This window comes from Amycolatopsis minnesotensis (assembly GCF_039529815.1).
Lineage (GTDB): Bacteria > Actinomycetota > Actinomycetes > Mycobacteriales > Pseudonocardiaceae > Amycolatopsis > Amycolatopsis minnesotensis.
In genome coordinates this window covers 176,325-191,618 of the sequence record NZ_BAAANN010000002.1, presented here as the reverse complement: position 1 = coordinate 191,618, position 15,294 = coordinate 176,325, and the positions used below count along the sequence as shown (strand labels likewise).

The following is a 15,294-nucleotide window of genomic DNA, read 5'->3' as shown; positions in this document are numbered from 1 at the left end:
GTCCGATGACCAAGTTTGCCAAGGTTCTTGGGGCCTCAACCTTAGGGAGAGACGTGAGCCGAAGACGGGTGTGCGGGCGTAGTGGCGCGATCGCCGCGGTGATGGTGGGCGTGCTGGCGGGGAGCGGTGGGGGGCCGATCGCCACGGCGGCCGGGGCCGAACTGGCCTCGGCGACCACGAAATCGAGCGTCGCATCGGTGACGCAGGAGGAGAAGATCCGGGCCGCCGCGGCGGTGGGAATCACTGCGACGCCGGAGCTTCTGGTGCTCAGTGAGCGCGATTTCGTGTTCGAGTTGTGGAAGGTGTCGAGTACGCGGCCGGAGGTGCGGGCATCGGCCGAGCTGGTTTTGTCGGGATCGGACGCCGAGCGCAGTCAGTGGATCAAGTCCGGTGTGCACGAGGCCGTCAAGCGGGATCAGGACAACCAGGTTCGGGACGCGGAGGCGGCCAGGGGCGCCCGTGAGCTGAAGCAGGGTGCGGCGGCGGTGATCGGGGTGATCCCGACGCCGGACAAGCTCGTGGTGAGTTACCGGGACTTCGTTTACTGGCTGTGGCAGCAGGTTCCGGAAAAGTACGGCAAGACCAGGACCGCCGCGCTGACCGCGTTCGGTGCGGCCGAAGAGGCGCAGAAGGAGTTCCTGCGGGCCGGGATCCGGACGGCGTACGCGGAGGACCAGCAAAACGAGATCGACGCCAACGAACAGACCTCCAAAGAGGAAAAGGAGCGCCTGGCGTGGCGAGCGGCGAAGTCGCGCGCGATCGGCCAGGTGCTCGGCGTGGTCCCGACAGAGGGCATGCTGGTGCTCTCCGACGACAACTTCATCAGGGAGATCCTCCAGCGCGCGACTCCGGACACCGAGGTCGCCGCCGCCGCGAACCAGGCGCTGCGTGACCCGGACCCCGCCGCCTGGAAGCGCTACATCGCGACCGGGATCTTCGAAGCCGACCAACGGGACAAGGCCAACGCGCAGGCGAAGCAGGCCGAGGCCAACCGGCGCCGCGCGTTGGAAATCCGGACCAGGGCCCAGAACAGCGGGCTTCGCCCGAACCTGGTGTTCGCCGCACAGGCGGCGCTCGCCGGGTCGGACCAGGACGTCGACGACTTCCTCCGAGCCGGCCAGTACCAGGCAACCAAGCAATCCTTGCGCGGCGAGACGCAGGGCACCCGTGCCTGGTACATCCGCGGAACCTGGCCCGGCGGCGGCGTGCAGCTCAGCCAGGGACCGGAGTTCAAGGAGGACGGGACCGCGCTGATCGGTGAGGCGACCTGGGATGTGGTGACCGGCCTCGGCAGGGCGGACTGCTATTCCCTCGAGTGGGTCGGGCACCCCGGTGTGTACCTCGCGCTGAACGGGATCTGGACCGGTGTGCTCCCCAGCGACGGCACCGAGGCGTACCGGCGCAACGCCACTTGGTGCCCGCGCCAGGGATTCGCGGGCGGTGGCACGGTCTCGTTGGAATCGGTGGGGCTGCCCGGCCGATTCCTCCGCCAGCACAACGGCGGCATCGTCGCCGACCCGAACGACGCGACCCTCAAGGCGACCGGGGACCCGCGTTCGTTCACCGCCGACGCGTCGTGGTGGATCGATGGCCCCAACCCGCCAGTCGTCTCGCCGATCCTGACGCGCTGGCTCAACGACGAAGCGATCCGCGGGCGCCTCGGCGCGGCCACCGGTCAGGAGATCGTCGACGGATCCGTCCGGTATCGCGCCTATCAGCGCGGCCGCTTGTACTGGAGCGCGGCTACCGGGGTTCGCGAAATCGAGGGCACGATCCTGGACACCTACCTCCGCCTCGGCGGGCACGGTGCGTTCGGTGCGCCGACCTCCGACGAATCCGGCACGCCGGACGGCGTCGGGCGGTACAACCACTTCGCGAAGGACAGTTCGATCTACTGGACGCCTTCGACCGGAGCGCACGCGGTAACCGGTGCGATCCGCGCGCTGTGGGCGCAACTGGGCTGGGAGACCTCGTACCTCAGGTACCCGGCCAGCGATGAAACCGATATCCCCGGCGGACGGCGGGTCCTCTTCCAGGGCGGGCGCATCGACTACGACGCGACCACGGGTAAAGCCACGGCCTACCGCAAATAGGGTCATCGGTGTGAGGGCCGCTGCCGCCCGGCCCTCACACCGGCCGGCAGGAACGCGGTGGTATCGCACCCGGAGGGTCGTCGTCCAGGTCGTGTCGGCGAACCAGGCGTCGCGTCCGGCATCGTGCCCTTATCGCGTGGCGATCGATTCCTTGTCCGCCAGGAAGCTTTCCCAGCTTCGCTCGCCGACCTGCGTTCCGTCGAGGGTGAGGTTCTCACCGGCCCGGTAGGCGCGGCCCGCCTTCCCGGGGATCCGGATCGGCAGCAAGGGGCGGCGTTTTCCTTGCTCCTCAAGAAATCCGCGAATCAATTTGTCCATTGTGTACACGGTGGGGCCGGTCAGGTCGGGTACGCGGCCGGCGGGCGCGCCGAGTGCCAGTTCCACGAGTCTGGCCGCCACGTCGCGTGCGTCGACGGGCTGGAAGCGGAGGCCGCCGGGGTTCGGGATCACCGGCAGCTTCGCCATCTTCCCCAGCATGCCGAAGACGATCTCGTGGAACTGGGCGGCGCGCAGCAGGGTGTACGGCAGGCCGGAGCCGGTCACGGCCTGCTCCGCGGCGAGCGCGGTCCGGAACCAGCCGAGCGGGACGCGGTCCGCGCCGACGACCGAGATGTACACCAGGTGCCGCACCGATCCGGCGTCCGCCGCGGCCCGCACCAGGTTGCGTGCCGCGATGTCGTCGCCCTTGGGGCCACCGGCGAGGTGCACGATGATCTCGGCTCCGGCCACCGCGGCCGGGATCCCTTCGTCCGCGACGAGGTCGCCGGTGACGTACTCGACGCCGTCGGCTGGCTCGCGGTGGTGCCTGCTGAGCACGCGCACCCGGTGGCCGGTGGCGCGCAGGAGCGGGACCACCCGCTTGCCGAGCGTGCCGGTGCCGCCGGTGACCAGGATGGTGTGGGTCATGATCTTCTCCGAACTCGTTTCACCCGGTCACATCGGCCGGGTTCCGGGGGTCTACTCCGATGACACCCCGCGAGAGAGGAATGTGACCGTGGACGAACGCGCTTGGCTGGCGGACCGTTTCGAGGAGAACCGGACTCGCCTGCGGGCGGTGGCCTACCGGATGCTCGGCTCGGCGAGCGAGGCCGACGACGCCGTGCAGGAAGCCTGGCTGCGCCTCAGTCGCACGGACACCGCCGAGATCGAGAACCTCGCCGGATGGCTGACCACGGTGGTCGGCCGGGTGTGCTTGAACATGCTCCGCTCGCGCACGTCGCGGCGGGAGGAGCCGTTCGACGGGCGACTGCCGGAGCTGGACGCCGAGAGCGTCGATCCCGAGCAGGAAGCGGTGCTCGCGGATTCGGTCGGGCTGGCGCTGCTGGTGGTGCTCGACGCGCTGACCCCCGCCGAACGGCTCGCGTTCGTGCTGCACGACCTGTTCGCCGTGCCGTTCGACGAAATCGGCCCGATGATCGAGCGGACCCCGGCCGCGGCGAGGCAGCTCGCGAGCCGCGCCCGCCGCCGGGTCCGGGGCGGTGCGCCGGTGCCCGAAGCGGACCTCGCTCGCCAGCGCCGTGTCGTCGAGGCATTCCTCGCCGCCGCTCGTGGCGGCAGCTTCGACGAACTGCTCGCCCTGCTCGACCCGGACGTGGAACTCCACGCCGACCGGCAGGCGGGGCCAAGCCCGGCGGCGATCACGCTCCGCGGCGTCCGCGACGTGGCCAAGGGCGCGCTGCTCGCGTCGGAACGGATCAGGGTCACCGAGCCCGCGCTGGTCGACGGGTCCGTCGGGCTCGTGATGGCACCGCGCGGGAAACTGTTCCTGGCGCTGAGCTTCACCTTCAGCGAGGACAGGATCACCGCGGTGGACGTGATCGCGGACCCGGACCGGCTGCGCGGGGTGGCGCTCGCCGTGCTCGACTGACGCTCAGGGGTGGCGGCTCGCGAGGACGCAGAATTCGTTCCCCTCCGGATCGGCGAGGCAGACCCAGCTCTCCTCGCCGGTTTGGCCGACGTCGGCGTGCCGGGCACCCAGGCCGAGCAGGCGCCGGACCTCTTCGTCCTGCTCCCCGTCGGTCGGGTTGACGTCGAGGTGCAGCCTGTTCTTGTGGGTTTTGCCTTCGGGCACGCGCGCGAAGGTCAACGTAGGCGGCACGGGGCCGGCACGGGTCTTGCCTTCGGGCACCGCCGGGGAGCCGATGGTGACGAGCCCGTCTTCTTCGTCCTGCACCTGGTAGCCGAGGACCGCGCACCAGAACCGGGCGAGGGCCGGTGGATCGGCGCAGTCGATCGCGAGCTCGGTGAACTTGCTGGTCATATCGGGACCTCCCGGTCGTCATCCGGCGTTGACCTCGCCTGCAAGAGCCTGCTTCGCGAGTTCGAGGACGGTCTTGATGCGTCCGCCGTCTCGTTTTCGAGCACCCAGGCCCAGCGGTGCGCGGCGACGGGACGGATCATGAGGGCGTCCACGCACGCCATTGTGCCCGGCGCCCCGGTGGGTGCCGAGCGCGTTTAGCGGGCTAAACGCGCCCAGGCGGCGGCCACGGTCGTACGTGCTTCTTCCGCGGTCACGGTGAGCCGCGTCTGCCCCGACAGCTCTCGCCGCCACCGTTCCTCGTCGACGCCGGAGGTGAACATCTCCGGGCCGGGGAGCCGGTTGACCGGTCCGAACCGTTTGAACAGGGCGCCCGCGCGCTGGTCGAGCGCGCCGAGTCCGGCGAGGAGCCAGAGGTCGAACAGGTCGCGCGGCGCGGCGCGGTCCACCCAGGCCGCCGTCTTCCACGCGGCGAAGGATTCGATCGCGGGGATCGTCAAGCTCGCCGCCGTCGCGTCGGAGTAGCGCTGGACCAGGTCGCGGCGCTCGGTCGGCCACGGCGGGTATCCGGTGCGCCCGAGCAGCTGCACCCTGACCGTGGTCCCGTCCGGCAGCCGGATGACGGCGGGGTCGACATCCCGGACGTCGGTCAGGGCCGGTTCCCAGGTGAGGCCGGGAAACTCGCGGCGCGTTCCTCGTCGCACCGCGTGGTCGAGCGCCGCCGCCACCTGGCCGCGGCTGGTCAGCGCGATGAGGTCGATGTCCTCGGAGAGCCGTCCGCCGGGGGCGAAGCTGCGGGACAGCGCGGTGCCGCCGAAGAACAGCACCTCGTCGGCGAGGTTCGCGCTGAGCACGGCGAGCAGGTGCGAGATGAGGTGATCGCGCCGGACCTGGGCGCGGGCCACGCCGAACCGTTCGGCGATCGCGCTTTCTTCGTCGGGATCGAGCACGGTCAGCCTCCCGCGAGTGCGCGGCGCAGCGCCGCCCGTCGCCGTTGGGCCACCGCGAGTTCGTCGAGGATGTCCCGGTCGGCGCGGGGAAGCAACGCGCGCACCGCGGCGTGCGCTTCGCCCGGCAGGTCGCCGAATTCGGGTCGTGCGGCGAGGTCGAGGAGCGTCTGCTCGACGGTGGTGACCCAGTGGGGCCCGAGTTCGCCCGCACGCCGCTCGACGTCGAGCGCCGGTACCGCGCGGCGTGCGAACAGGACGGTCGCGTCCCGGTCGGCAAGGCGCAGTGGCCTGCGGTGCCGCCCGGCCGCGACGGTGGCGACGGCCAGCGCGCGCGGAATCGCACCGTGCACCCGCGCGGCCGACAGTCCCATCAGTGCCACGGTGTCCACTCCCTCGTCCGCCGCGGCGACCCCGGCCGCGACCGATTCGAGGTCCGGTAGCCAGTTCTGCCCGGTCTGGTCGTCGGGGACGATCGCGTAGTACCCGGTCGCGATCCGGTGCAGGGCGCTCGTCCTGGTGAGCCTGGCGAACTCGGGACGCGGATGGGTGTAGACGCCCGCGGCGTCCTGCGGCCGGAGCACGCGGATCGGACGGCGGGCCAGCTCGGGCGGGACCCTTGCGGTCGTACGCGTCATCAGTGTCACCTCCGTAGGGTTCAAGCCTACGCTCGTGCCACTGATCAGGCATCCCGCGCGACGCCGGCGATCACCGTGGTCACCATCCGGTGGACGTCCTCGGTGCCGGGTGGTCCGCTGCTGCGGTCGGCGAACGCCAGGTGCCCGCCGCCGATCAGGGTGGGCGCGAGGGTGTCGATATCGGCGTCGGCCGCGATGCGGCCGAGGTCGCGCTCGGCGGCGAGGTAGGAGGCGATCATCGCGGCGGCTTCGGTGACGAGGGGGATGCCGGTCGGTGTCGTCCGGCGCAATCGCGTGCGCAGCTCGTCCCGGAAGACGATGAGGCTGACGATCCCCACGGCCACCGATTCGAACAAGGCGGTCAGCGCGCGGGTGAGGTTGTCGGCGACGGTGCCGGTCCCCGCGGATTCGCGCAGGGCGGTGGCCTGGTCGCCGAGCTGCTCGATGCGGTCCTGCACGAGCTCGGCGAGGAAGTCGTCGAAATCGGCGAAGTGCCGGTGCAGGACGCCTTTGGCGCAGCCCGCTTCCGTGGTGACGGCCCTGCTGGTCAGCGCGTTCGGTCCGGCGCGGAGCAGGATCCGCTCGGCGGCGTCGAACAGCTGCTTGCGCGCGTCGCGGAGGTGAACCCCTGTCGGCATGTCCCGCATTCTCCCTTTTCGCTCGTCGCGGACCACTACCCGGTTCCCTAGTGGGCGCTCGCCCACTAAGGTGGGCACATGCCCACTAATACGCCGGAGCAACCCGCTCCCGAAGCCCACCGAGCCAGGCAGGTCGCGGAGTCGTTCGGTACGGACGCCGAACGCTACGACCGGGCCCGCCCGCCTTATCCCGACGCGATGGTGGACCGGATCGTCGCGGCGAGTCCCGGCACCGGGGTCCTCGACGTCGGCTGCGGTACCGGCATCGCCGCCAGGCAGTTCCGGGCGGCGGGCTGCACGGTGCTCGGCGTCGAGCCCGACGCGCGGATGGCGGAGTTCGCGCGACGCGACGGGCTCGAGGTCGAGGTGGCGACCGTCGAAGCCTGGGAACCCGCCGGCCGGATGTTCGACGCCGTCGTCGCCGGGACGGCCTGGCACTGGGTGGATCCGGTCGCCGGCGCGGCCAAAGCGGCGCGGGTGCTGCGACCCGGTGGCCTGCTGGCGCCCTTCTGGCACGTGTTCGAACCTCCGCCCGCGCTGGCGGACGCCTTCGTCGAGGCCTACCGGCGGATCGCGCCCGACGCGCCTGCCAACGCCAGGCCGGTGAGCGAGGAGGAGCGGTCGAAGTCGGCCGTCGAGCGATACCAGCCGCTGCTCACCAAGGCCGCCGACGGGATCAGGGAGACGGGTGCGTTCAGCGAGCCGGAGCAGTGGCGATTCGACTGGGAGCGCTCCTACACCCGTGACGAGTGGCTCGACCACCTGCCCACGTCCGGCGGCCTGACCCTGCTCTCGCCGGACGAGCTGGCGGAGGTGCTGGAAAGCGCCGGTGCTGTCGTCGATGCGATGGGAGGCAGCTTCACGATGCGCTACGCGACTGTGGTGGTCACCGCGACGCGAATCCGTTGAGCGCGTTTAGCCCGCTAACTGCAGGCAGGCGCCTCGCCGGGGGTTTCGGCTTCGGCCAGCCGCCGCCGCAGGTAGGCGCGCTCGGCCTCGGTCCCGGCGAGGCCCAGCGCTTCACGGTAGGCGGCCGCGGCTGCGTCGAACTGCCCGAGGCGGCGCAGGAAATCGGCACGCGTCGCGGGCAGCAGGTGGTAGCCGCCGAGGCCGCCGGTTTCCGCCAGCGAGTCGGCCAGCGCGAGCCCGGCGGCCGGGCCGTGCGCCATCGCGATCGCGACGGCCCGGTTGAGTTCGACCACCGGTGACGGCAGCACCTTCACCAGCTCGCCGTAGAGGACCACGATCTGCGGCCAGTCGGTTTCGGCCGCGGTCGCCGCCGTCGCGTGGCAAGCGGCGATGGCCGCCTGCACCTGGTACGGCCCCGGCCTGCCGAGATGGAGTGCCGCGTCGAGCACGGTGATGCCCTCGGCGATCTCGTCGGCGTTCCAGCGCGTCCGGTCCTGGTCTTCGAGTGGGACGAGCGCGCCATCGGAGTCGACGCGGGCGTCCCGTCGCGAATGCTGCAGCAGCATGAGCGCGAGCAGGCCGTCCGCCTCGGGCCGGCCCGGCATCAGCCCGGTCAGCACCCGCGCGAGCCGGATCGCCTCGTCGCTCAGGTTCCGGCGGACCAGCTCGGCACCGTCCGTCGCCGCGTACCCCTCGTTGAACAGCAGGTACAGCACCCCGAGCACGGAGGTCAGCCGTTCGGGCAGCAGGTGCGCTGGCGGCACGCGGTAGGGGATGCCCGCGTTGCGGATCTTCCGCTTCGCGCGCACGAGCCGCTGCGACATCGCGGACTCCTCGACGAGGAACGCGCGCGCGATCTCACCCGTGGTCAGCCCGGCGAGCGTGCGCAGCGTCAGCGCGACCCTGGCGGGGAACGGCAGCGCGGGGTGGCAGCAGGTGAACATCAGGCGCAGCCGGTCGTCCTGGACCGGGGAGTCCTCGGGCTCGTCCTCGGCAGGCGGCAGCGCCGCGATCTCCCGCAGCTTCCGCGCGCCGACGGCTTCGCGGCGCAACCGGTCGTTGGCGCGGTTGCGGGCGGTGGTGGTGAGCCAGGCGCCGGGGCGACGCGGGATGCCGTCGCGATGCCAGGCGTGCAGCGCGCTCGCGAAGGCGTCCTGCGCGCATTCCTCCGCGAGGTCCCAGTCGCCGGTCAGCCGGATCACCGTGGCGACGACCTGGCCCCATTCCTCGCGGAAGGCCGCCGCGACCGCGCCCTCGACGTTCATCCGCACTCCTTTCCCGCCAGGAAGGTATCCCGCACGGTGACCGCCGTGTCCGAAACCCGCCGGACATCGGTTCGCGGCGGTGGTTGTGTCGGTGGGCATGAGGGAACGGGTGGATGCGACGAACTGGGACACGCTGGCGAAGGAGCTCGACGAGCACGGCTGCGCGCTCACCGAACCGGTGCTGTCCCCGGAAGAATGCCGCGAGATCGCCGGGTGGTACCACGAAGCCGAGCGCTTCCGGTCGACGATCGACATGGCCCGGTACCGGTTCGGGCAGGGCGAGTACCGGTACTTCGGCTACCCGGTGCCGGACCCGGTGCGCGAGCTGCGAGAGGCGTTCTACCCGCGGCTGCTGCCGATCGTCCGCGACTGGGCGCGCCGGCTCGGCTGGGCGGCGGAGTGGCCGGAGACCCTGGAGGAATGGCTCGAACGGTGCCACGCCGCGGGGCAGAGCAGGCCGACGCCGATCCTCCTGCGCTACGGCGCCGGCGACTGGAACGCGCTGCACCGCGACCTCTACGGCGATCTGGTGTTCCCGTTGCAGGTGGTGATCGGTCTCGACGAGTCCGGAGTGGACTACACCGGCGGCGAGTTCCTGCTCGTCGAGCAGCGGCCGAGGGCGCAGTCGCGCGGCACCGCGACCGTGCTGCCGCAGGGGCGCGGGCTCGTGTTCACCACGCGGGACCGGCCGGTGCGGTCGGCGCGCGGCTGGTCGGCGGCGCCGGTGCGGCACGGGGTGAGCGCGGTGCGGTCGGGCCTCCGGCACACGCTGGGCCTGGTCTTCCATGACGCCGCCTGAGGTCGCGGCGGCGCTTCGGGGCGCGATCACGGTCACGATCGGTTCGAGCAGGGACGCGCCGTCGAAGGCCGCGGCCGCCGAGCTCGCGGCGAACTGGCACGGGATCGTGCTCGCGGTCGTCGACTGGCCGGAAGAAGCGGCGTCCTGGCTGCGGCACGCCCGGCGGTTCACCCGGGGCGGCCCGGACGCGTGGGTCGTGGTGGCCGATGGCCTCGGCTGGGCGCGCATGACGGAACGCCTGGCCCGCTCGACCGACTGGGACCCGGCCCGCACCCACCGCCTCTTCCTCCCCCAGCGCCCCAGCCTGCATTTAGCGGGCTAAACGCGCTCGCGGAGCACTCGTCACCCGCGGCGTCGCCGGGTGCGTTTTGCCCGCTAAACGCTCCCGGCGGCTCGGGGCGGGCTGGAGGGGTGGCCCAGGTGGGCGGATGGCGCTGGCCTGCAGTTAGCGGGCTAAACGCGCTCTGCATAGGATGGCGTGGTGATCGCTGTTGAAGCGGCTTTCGCCGCCTCCGCGACCGAACGGCTGGTTCTTCGCCGCCCGCGTGGCGCGGATGTCGACGAGGTCCACCGGATCCACGCCGATCCCGCGACGAACCGGTTCAACCCCGCCGGGCCGAACACCGATCTCGAGCAGAGCCGCGAGCAGTTGCAGGCGTGGCTCGACCACTGGACGGGTTACGGCTTCGGCTACTGGGCGGTCGAATTCCACGGCAGCGTGATCGGCTTCGCCGGCCTCCGGCACGCCGAGTGGCGGGGCAGGGCGATCTTGAACCTCTACTACCGGTTCGGCCCCGAGTCGTGGGGCAGGGGCCTCGCGTCCGAGGCGGCGAAGCACGCGGTCGCCATGGGCGTCGAGCACTTCCCCGGCGTCCCGGTCGTCGCGCGGACGAAGCGGCTCAACGTCGCATCCCAGCGGACGGCGATCGCGGCCGGCCTCGCCCGCCGCCCCGACCTCGACGGCCAGGACGACGACGGGACCGGTCACGCCGTCATCCTGGCGTCGAACTGGGACTAGCTACCAGCGGTCGACGTGCAGGACGTCGGACAGCGGTTGACGTTTCGCGGGCTTAAAGCTGTCGCCGGTGTAGTAGGCGGTGGGGATCAGCGCGGCCTGGTGGACGTTGCCGGGCAGCCCCAGCACCTCGGCGGCTTCCCTTTCGTACGCAAGGTGCAGGGTCGTCCACGCCGTGCCGAGGCCGAGCGAGCGCGCCGCGAGCATGAAGCTCCACGCGGCGGGCAGCAGCGACGCCCACAGCCCCGCCTGGTTCCCGGCGGGCAGCTCGGCGCGGCGCGTCCGCAGGCACGGGATGACGAGCACGGGCACGTCGCCCATCCGGTCGGCGAGGTATTCGACGCTGCTGCCGACGCGCTGCTGCACGGCAGCGCGGGCGGGGTCGTCGGCGAACAGCTTGCCAGCCGCCCCCGATGAGTCCAAATAGGACCGGCACGCGCGCTGGTACAGCTCGCCGATGCGGGCGCGCTGCGCCGGATCGGTGACCACGAGCCACTGCCACTCCTGGCGGTTGGACCCGCTCGGTGCCTGCAACGCGATCGTCAGCGCCTTCTCGATGACCTCCATCGGCACCGGCCGGTCGAAGTCGAGGCGTTTGCGGACGGCGCGAGTGGTGGTCAGCAGCTCTTCGGGCGTCATGGGCCCGAGACTAGTTCTTGGTGATCCCCGCGACCGCCCGCACCACGGCCATGCAGCGGTCTTCGACGTAGTCGAGCCCGGCGGCCTCCGCGATCGCGCGCGCTTCGGGCGAGACGATGCCCTGCTGCAGCCACAACGCCTTCGCCCCGATGGCGACGGCCTGTTCGGCGATGCCCGCGGCTTCGGGCGCGGGCCGGAACACGTCGACGACGTCGACCGGCTCCGGAATGTCCGCGAGGGACCGGTACACCTTCTCGCCGAGCAGTTCGTCGGCGACGGGGTGCACGGGAACGATCCGGAACCCGTACGACTGGAGCGCCGCGGGCACGCCGTGCGCGGCCTTCGCCGCGTCACGGCTCAACCCGACCACGGCGATCGTCTTCGCCGCCGCCAGCACTTGCTCCGCGAGATCAGCCATACCGAGCACAACACCGGCCGCGCACCGGTCCATTCCGGTGGTGGAAGATCGCCGGGTGATGCCGAAGACCCGAACCGCGCTGCCATGGCTCCTGCTCGCGGCGGCCGCCGTCTGGTGCGTGGTGCGCGGGATACTGGCCTACACCTCGGGCCTGCCCTCGGGCGGCGACACCGCCGTCTACCAGGGCGGCGCCGCGACCCTGCTGCACGGCCTCCCGCTCTACGACGCGGATTTCCTCGACGCCGAACCGGACTTCGCGAAGCTCCCGTTCACCTACGCGCCGTTCGCGGCCGTGCTGTTCATCCCGATGGTCCTGGTGCCGTCGCAGGTTGCGTGGGGCGTTCTCAACGCGATCTCGCTGGTGGCCGTCGCGCTCGTCGGCTGGCTGGTGCTGAGGCGTGTCGAGACGCGGCCTCGCTGGCTGGCGCCGTCGTGGGGCGGTGTCGCGGCCGCGCTGCTGATGACGTTCACGCAGCCGCTTTCGGTGACGCTCGAATACGGCCAGATCAACGCCGTGCTGATGATGTTCGTCGCCGTCGACGTGCTGGTCGTGTGCGGTTCGGCGGGGCGCGCACGGTATGGGGGCGGCGTGCTCGTCGGCGTCGCGGCGGCCACGAAGCTGACGCCGCTGATCTTCGTAGTGCACCTGCTGCTCGTCGGCAGGCGCGCGGACGCGGCGCGCGCGGCGGGCACGTTCGCCGGGTTGCAGTGCCTGATGCTGCTGATCGCGCCGCACGACACAGTGCGCTTCTGGACCCGCACCGTGTTCGACTCTTCGCGGATCGGGCCGACGGAGTGGGCCTGGAACCAGTCCGTCGGCGGCCTGCTGCGCAGGCTCAACGACGGTGCCGCGTGGTCGCAGCCGGTCGCCTACGGCATCGGCGCGCTGCTCGCGGCCGGCGCGATCGTGCTGGTGCTCCGCTACCACCGCGCCGGGCAGCCGGTGCCCGCGCTGCTCGTGAGCGCGTTCCTGGCACTGCTCGTCAGCCCGGTTTCCTGGATCCACCACTGGGTGTGGGCGGTGCCCCTGGTGCTCGTGCTCCTCGCGCGGCGCAAGGTCGTGGCGGCGGTGGTGACGGTGCTGGTGTTCGCGCTGCGCCCGGTCGACGCCCCTGGCCCCGGCGAGCACCCCGGGCTGTGGGAAACCGGCTACACGTTCGTCCTCGGCAACGCCTACGTGCTGTTCGCGATCGCGTTCGGCGTGGTGCTGCTGGTACGGGGCCGCGACCGCACCCGGCGACCCGAAGTGCGATTAGCCCGCTAAACGCACTTCAGCGGGCTGGTCCGGCGGGCGCGGGCGGGAGCGCGTTTAGCCCGCTAACTGCGCGCGGCGGACCGGGGAGGGTCAGAGCTTCCAGAGGCGCAGGCCGCGCACCCGGTAGATCGGCCACACCACGTGCCACGGCTTGCGCGCCAGGAACTTCGCCGAGCAGGTCAGCACGGTGCGCGCCGAGGTCAGTGCCACGTCGTGCTGGTCGGGCCACACCTCGCCGGGTTTGCCGGTGGCGAGCCGGAACACGGTCAGCAGCCCGCGGCCCTGCAGGTCGTACTTGGCGCCGGTGTCCCCGGAGCCGGGCGTCAGGTCGGCGATGTCGCTGCCGAACGGGCCGCCGGGGCCCGCTTCGAGCTTGCCGACGTATTCGAGGGGCACGTCACGGGTGGTCGCCACGATCGCCTTGCCGTAGACGCGCTTCGCGTACCGGTGCAGCAGGTTCCGTTCCCACGCGGGCAGGATGCGGGACTGCTCGAACAGCGCGGCGCACTCGGCGTGGCCGATCCGGAAGATCTCGGGCACGTCCTCGTGCGGCGTGCTGGTCGCCGCCTCGGAGAAGAGCCGGGTCTCGTAGCGGATGCGGGCGGTCAGCTCGTCGAGCTGCTCGCGGCGCTGCACACGCTGGCGGGTGAAGGTGTGCCGCTGGGCCACCCCGGCGATCGCCACGTAGCCGACCGCACCGGCCACGACCACCGTCAGGATGATCTGCCACCACTGCATGCGCGCCTCCTTGCCCGTTTCGCGGACACCCTAGGCGAGCAGCGTGCCAAACGCCTCACTTTCGGGTGAAACCGGGCAGGGTGAACACCTCACGGAAAGTGCCCTTACCAACCGTTTCCGTCATCTTTCCCTGGGTGTTTCCCCGGTAATCGAAGCGCGGTTCGACGGCCAGGGTGAATAGGGGGTGACGAGTTGCACGCGCGGGTCGAAAGTTGGCCGTGAGCAGTGGCAAAGCCGGATCGGATTGGCGAGGATGACGGTGATGACTACACAAGAATCGCTGGAGCCGCACGTATTCGTCATCTTCGGCGCGACCGGGGATCTCGCACGGCGCAAGCTCTTTCCCGGGCTCTTCCGCCTTACCAGGTCGGGGATGCTGCCGGGCGAATTCCGCATCATCGGCTCCGGGCGCCACAGCCCCGGCACCGACGAGGAGTTCAGGGACCGGCTGGCGGAGTCGGTGCGCAAGTTCTCCGGCGACTTCGACGACCGCGCGTGGGACGAGTTCGCCAAGCACATCTCGTTCCAGACCTCGTCCGCCGAGAACGGCATCGAGCTGGCGCACGCGGTCGAAGCGGCGCAGAAGGAGCTGGGCGGCGCGCGGAAGCTGCTCTACCTGTCCGTGCCGCCCGGTTCGATGCAGCCGATGGTGCGCATGCTCGGGGAAACCGGCCTCGCCGAGGACGCCAGGCTGATACTGGAGAAGCCCTTCGGCCGTGACCTCGAATCGTCGCGGACGCTGAACGCCGAACTGCACAAGGTGTTCGACGAGGAGCGGCTCTTCCGCATCGACCACTTCCTCGGCAAGGAGTCGGTGCAGAACATCCTCGCGCTGCGGTTCGCGAACGGCCTGTTCGAACCGGTCTGGAACCGGCAGCACATCAGCTATGTGCAGATCGACGTGCCGGAGGAGATCGGCATCGAGGGCAGGGCCGCCTTCATGGAGTCCACCGGCACGTTCCGGGACATGGTGTCCACGCACCTGTTCCAGCTGCTCGGGTTCCTCGCGCTGGAGCCGCCGGTGCACGTGGACGCGGACTCGCTGCGCACCGAGAAGCGCAAGCTCTTCCAGGCCGTCCGGCCGCTGGACCCGGCGAGGGTGGTGTACGGGCAGTACGTCGGGTACCGGGACGAGGAGGGCGTCGACGACCAGTCGACCGCGGAGACCTTCGTGGCGCTGGAGGTATGGGTCGACAACTGGCGCTGGAAGGGCGTGCCGTTCTACCTGCGCACCGGCAAGGCGCTGGCGCAGAGCCGCCGCACGATCACCCTCGGCTTCCAGGAGCCGCCGCTGAAGATGTTCGACGCGGCCGACGGTTTCGACGGCGCGCCGAACGAGCTGGTCTTCGAGCTCACCGACGACCCGAAGCTGACCATCGACCTGCGCGCGAAGCGGCCGGGCCCGTCGCTGCGGCTCGACCACGCCGAGCTGCACCTGCGCTTCTCGGAGGCGTTCGTGAACGCGGAGCCGCTCGAGGCGTACGAGCGGCTGCTGCTCGACGTGCTCAGGGACGACCAGACGCTGTTCACCAGCGCCGAAGAGGTGGAGCGGCTGTGGGAGCTGTGCACTCCGGTGCTCGAGAACCCGCCGGACGTGCTGCCGTACTGGCGGGGCGGCTGGGGCCCGGAGGCGGCCGTGAAGCTGGCGGGTGAGCGGGGCTGGCGGGTGCCGGAGAAGTGACG

The 15,294-nt window shown here is 71.1% G+C and carries 17 protein-coding genes; 8 read left to right on the top strand and 9 right to left on the bottom strand.

Going from position 1 to position 15,294, the window contains the following annotated elements; all coding sequences use genetic code 11:
- Positions 1 to 53 precede the first annotated feature (53 nt).
- Positions 54 to 2,093 (top strand): AbfB domain-containing protein, encoded by a 2,040-nt coding sequence (locus tag ABD256_RS02995; RefSeq protein ID WP_344413088.1) that lies wholly within the window; start codon positions 54 to 56, stop codon positions 2,091 to 2,093.
- Between the two features lie 129 nt (positions 2,094 to 2,222).
- Here the strand turns inward: ABD256_RS02995 and ABD256_RS02990 are convergent, their stop codons facing one another.
- A complete protein-coding gene (locus ABD256_RS02990; RefSeq protein ID WP_344413086.1) occupies positions 2,223 to 2,999 on the bottom strand; it encodes an SDR family oxidoreductase in 777 nt (258 codons plus the stop codon).
- A gap of 88 nt (positions 3,000 to 3,087) precedes the next feature.
- Here ABD256_RS02990 and ABD256_RS02985 point away from each other — a divergent pair, with 88 nt between their 5' ends.
- Positions 3,088 to 3,960 (top strand): sigma-70 family RNA polymerase sigma factor, encoded by an 873-nt coding sequence (locus ABD256_RS02985; RefSeq protein WP_344413084.1) that lies wholly within the window; start codon positions 3,088 to 3,090, stop codon positions 3,958 to 3,960.
- 3 nt (positions 3,961 to 3,963) lie between these two features.
- Here ABD256_RS02985 and ABD256_RS02980 read toward each other — a convergent pair whose 3' ends face one another.
- The 4 genes from ABD256_RS02980 to ABD256_RS02965 all read right to left on the bottom strand — a co-directional run bounded on the left by ABD256_RS02980 (position 3,964) and on the right by ABD256_RS02965 (position 6,573).
- Positions 3,964 to 4,353: a VOC family protein gene (locus ABD256_RS02980; RefSeq protein ID WP_344413082.1), complete on the bottom strand. Its 390-nt coding sequence runs from the start codon at positions 4,351 to 4,353 to the stop codon at positions 3,964 to 3,966.
- Between the two features lie 194 nt (positions 4,354 to 4,547).
- The gene (locus tag ABD256_RS02975; protein ID WP_344413080.1) at positions 4,548 to 5,300 is read right to left on the bottom strand and encodes a nucleotidyl transferase AbiEii/AbiGii toxin family protein; all 753 of its coding nucleotides are present in this window, start codon (positions 5,298 to 5,300) and stop codon (positions 4,548 to 4,550) included.
- 2 nt (positions 5,301 to 5,302) lie between these two features.
- The gene (locus tag ABD256_RS02970) at positions 5,303 to 5,935 is read right to left on the bottom strand and encodes a hypothetical protein (RefSeq protein WP_344413078.1); all 633 of its coding nucleotides are present in this window, start codon (positions 5,933 to 5,935) and stop codon (positions 5,303 to 5,305) included.
- Positions 5,936 to 5,979: 44 nt separating this feature from the next.
- Positions 5,980 to 6,573 (bottom strand): TetR/AcrR family transcriptional regulator, encoded by a 594-nt coding sequence (locus ABD256_RS02965; protein ID WP_344413076.1) that lies wholly within the window; start codon positions 6,571 to 6,573, stop codon positions 5,980 to 5,982.
- Between the two features lie 78 nt (positions 6,574 to 6,651).
- On the opposite strand from ABD256_RS02965, the gene ABD256_RS02960 reads away from it, so the two are divergent.
- Positions 6,652 to 7,482 carry a class I SAM-dependent methyltransferase gene (locus ABD256_RS02960; protein ID WP_344413074.1) on the top strand — a complete coding sequence of 277 codons (831 nt, stop codon included), beginning with the start codon at positions 6,652 to 6,654 and terminating at the stop codon, positions 7,480 to 7,482.
- A 14-nt stretch (positions 7,483 to 7,496) separates the two neighbouring features.
- On the opposite strand, the gene ABD256_RS02955 is transcribed toward ABD256_RS02960, so the two are convergent.
- Positions 7,497 to 8,747 (bottom strand): RNA polymerase sigma factor, encoded by a 1,251-nt coding sequence (locus ABD256_RS02955; RefSeq protein ID WP_344413071.1) that lies wholly within the window; start codon positions 8,745 to 8,747, stop codon positions 7,497 to 7,499.
- A gap of 97 nt (positions 8,748 to 8,844) precedes the next feature.
- Here ABD256_RS02955 and ABD256_RS02950 point away from each other — a divergent pair, with 97 nt between their 5' ends.
- The 3 genes from ABD256_RS02950 to ABD256_RS02940 all read left to right on the top strand — a co-directional run bounded on the left by ABD256_RS02950 (position 8,845) and on the right by ABD256_RS02940 (position 10,564).
- The gene (locus ABD256_RS02950) at positions 8,845 to 9,546 is read left to right on the top strand and encodes a 2OG-Fe(II) oxygenase (RefSeq protein ID WP_344413069.1); all 702 of its coding nucleotides are present in this window, start codon (positions 8,845 to 8,847) and stop codon (positions 9,544 to 9,546) included.
- The gene (locus ABD256_RS02945; protein ID WP_344413067.1) at positions 9,533 to 9,868 is read left to right on the top strand and encodes a hypothetical protein; all 336 of its coding nucleotides are present in this window, start codon (positions 9,533 to 9,535) and stop codon (positions 9,866 to 9,868) included. Before ABD256_RS02950 ends, ABD256_RS02945 begins: the two co-directional genes overlap by 14 nt.
- 159 nt (positions 9,869 to 10,027) lie before the next feature.
- The gene (locus tag ABD256_RS02940; protein ID WP_344413065.1) at positions 10,028 to 10,564 is read left to right on the top strand and encodes a GNAT family N-acetyltransferase; all 537 of its coding nucleotides are present in this window, start codon (positions 10,028 to 10,030) and stop codon (positions 10,562 to 10,564) included.
- Here ABD256_RS02940 and ABD256_RS02935 read toward each other — a convergent pair whose 3' ends face one another.
- Positions 10,565 to 11,200 carry a nitroreductase family protein gene (locus tag ABD256_RS02935; RefSeq protein WP_344413063.1) on the bottom strand — a complete coding sequence of 212 codons (636 nt, stop codon included), beginning with the start codon at positions 11,198 to 11,200 and terminating at the stop codon, positions 10,565 to 10,567. It abuts the gene before it with no gap.
- 10 nt (positions 11,201 to 11,210) lie between these two features.
- Complete coding sequence (locus tag ABD256_RS02930; RefSeq protein WP_344413059.1) at positions 11,211 to 11,618, bottom strand: CoA-binding protein; 408 nt, start codon at positions 11,616 to 11,618, stop codon at positions 11,211 to 11,213.
- Between the two features lie 58 nt (positions 11,619 to 11,676).
- Here ABD256_RS02930 and ABD256_RS02925 point away from each other — a divergent pair, with 58 nt between their 5' ends.
- Positions 11,677 to 12,882, top strand: a complete 1,206-nt coding sequence (locus ABD256_RS02925; protein ID WP_344413057.1) for a glycosyltransferase 87 family protein — start codon at positions 11,677 to 11,679, stop codon at positions 12,880 to 12,882.
- Between the two features lie 81 nt (positions 12,883 to 12,963).
- Here ABD256_RS02925 and ABD256_RS02920 read toward each other — a convergent pair whose 3' ends face one another.
- Complete coding sequence (locus ABD256_RS02920; protein WP_344413055.1) at positions 12,964 to 13,611, bottom strand: hypothetical protein; 648 nt, start codon at positions 13,609 to 13,611, stop codon at positions 12,964 to 12,966.
- Between the two features lie 262 nt (positions 13,612 to 13,873).
- Here ABD256_RS02920 and zwf point away from each other — a divergent pair, with 262 nt between their 5' ends.
- Positions 13,874 to 15,292, top strand: coding sequence for a glucose-6-phosphate dehydrogenase (gene zwf / locus ABD256_RS02915; RefSeq protein WP_344413052.1), 1,419 nt, complete (start codon positions 13,874 to 13,876; stop codon positions 15,290 to 15,292).
- The last annotated feature ends 2 nt before the right edge of the window (positions 15,293 to 15,294 follow it).